Here is a 2331-nt window from a genome sequence, read left to right as displayed (position 1 = left end):
CGGGTTTTACATCGAGATTGATGTTGATTTGTTTAATTTCCTGGTATTCGTCCAAGCCGTATTTTCCTAAACTGCGTCCAATCCCGCTCTGTTTGTAACCGCCCCATGGCGCCTCGACATATGTTGGATGATAATCATTTACCCATGTGATGCCTGCCCGTACCTTCTTGATCACACGCAATCCTTTTGCTCCATCGTTCGTGAAGACGCCGCCTGCAAGTCCGTAGTCTGTATCATTTGCCAGTTTAATAGCTTCTTCTTCATCTTTGAACTTTTGAATGACAACGACTGGACCGAAGATCTCCTCTTGTACGATGCGCATATCAGGTGTTACATCTGTGAAAACAGTCGGTGCAATGAAGTACCCTTTGTCAAGACCGTCATCAACAAGACGGTAACCGCCTGCCGCAAGTGTCGCACCTTCCTGTTTGCCGATTTCAATATAGTTCAAAATGCTATTCATTTGCGCTTCGCTGACAATGGCCCCCATGTTGCTGTCTTCTGCAAGTCCAGGTCCAACTTTAATTTTATTTGCACGTTCAACATAGCGTTTTACATATTCATCATAAATACTTTCTTCAACTAGAATTCGGCTGCCTGATGAACAAACTTGGCCGGCACCGAAGAAGATGCCAAATAATCCATAATCGACGGCTGTCTCTAAATCTGCATCTGCAAAAACGATGTTAGGTGATTTACCGCCAAGCTCAAGGGAAATTTTCTTTAAGTTGCCCGCTGCCGCCTTCATGATAGAGCGGCCAACATCCGTACTTCCTGTAAATGAAACAATGTCAACATCGTTGCTTTCCGCGATGGTTTGACCGACAACGGTGCCGCGGCCCATCACCATATTAGCCACACCTTTCGGGATGCCTGCTTCCTCCAGGATTTCGAATAATTTCATTGCTGTTACAGGTGTCACTTCAGCCGGTTTATATACAATGGTGTTTCCTGCCGCAAGCGCCGGTGCGATTTTCCAGACACTCATTAGAAGTGGGAAATTCCAAGGTACAATCAAACCGGCTACACCTACTGGCTCACGAACAACCATCGCTTGCACGGGAGCGGGAACTTGATACGTTTCCCCTTCTGGATGAAGGACCAAACCAGCGTAGTAACGGAAACACGCGGCGGCATCAGCAATATCGAAACCTGCCTCTGCTTTAAGTTTCCCGTTGTCCATTGTTTCAAGAATCGTTAACTCTTCGGCACGTTCATCAATTTTATCAGCGATTTTATATAGGTAGGAAGCACGCTCCTGTGCTGTTAGGCCTGACCAGATTCCACTTTCAAAGGCTGCCTTCGCTACTGAGATTGCCCTTTCTGTATCTTCTTTGGTGGCACGCGGAGCTTTTGCGATGATTTCCTGTGTTGCAGGATTGATTACCGGGATTACTTCATTTGAAGATGAGGTCTGCCACTTACCGTCGATGTAATTTTTAAGCTCTAAAACTGCCGTTTCTAATATTGTCATGTTTCATTCCTCCGGTTTTCATTATTTTTTTATAATCTGTACGGGATTTAATCGTTACAGTTTTAAGACCAGTCTGTCGTCCTTCGCACGTGAGCAGCATGTCAGGATTGATTTCCGTGTTTGACGGTTTTCTTCGCTAAGGAAGAAATCACGGTGATCCACTTCACCTTCTGCAACATCCACCTCACAACTTCCGCACCCGCCTACTTTACAAGAATAAGGTGCATCGATTCCTTCCCTTAAAAGCGCATCAAGCAGTGTTTCACCCTCCTGAACTCGGATGGACCGATCGCTGTCTGTAAGGTCGACTATGAAAGGATCTCGCGCCCCATCATTTTTTGCCGCAAATAATTCGAAGTGGATCGCATGTTCCGGATAACCATAGGAACTGGCAGCTTTTCGATACTCTTGCACCATCTCGATTGGTCCGCAAAAATAGACGTGCGTGCCAATGCGATGATCCATCATCGTCTCGGGCATCATTCTGCGTTTGTTTTCTGCCTGCGAAAAATAAAAGGTGCATTGATCATTGTATTTGGATTTCAGCAGATCATAAAAAGCACATAACTCCGGAGTGCGTGCTGCATAATGGAGTTCGAAGGTTTGCCCTTCGGCGGCCATGTCTTCCATCATTGCCAGAAATGGGGTTATGCCGATTCCAGCTGCATAAAAAGCATGATGCTTAGCTCGAAAGCTGAGAGGGAAGTTATTTTTAGGAAAACTGACTTCCAACCTGGAATCTACCTTTACTTGATCATGCCAGAAAGCCGAACCTCCGCGTGATGCCTCATCACGCCGAATGGATATCGCATATTTATTGCGGTCCCTTGGGTTGCTGATAAGGGAGTACTCTCTCT

The 2331-nt window shown here is 45.9% G+C and carries 2 protein-coding genes; both read right to left on the bottom strand.

Annotated elements, in window-relative coordinates; translation table 11 throughout:
• A partial coding sequence (locus AC1DVB_RS26680; protein WP_477591818.1) for an aldehyde dehydrogenase family protein occupies positions 1-1474 on the bottom strand: 1474 nt, incomplete at its 3' end.
• A 54-nt stretch (positions 1475-1528) separates the two neighbouring features.
• On the bottom strand, positions 1529-2331 hold an 803-nt coding region (locus AC1DVB_RS26675), incomplete at its 5' end, for a PDR/VanB family oxidoreductase (protein ID WP_477591816.1).

It is taken from the genome of Peribacillus sp. P4_D6 (assembly GCF_056401795.1).
The sequence above is the reverse complement of the archived record's forward strand: the minus strand, read 5'-3'. Positions and strand labels throughout refer to the sequence as shown.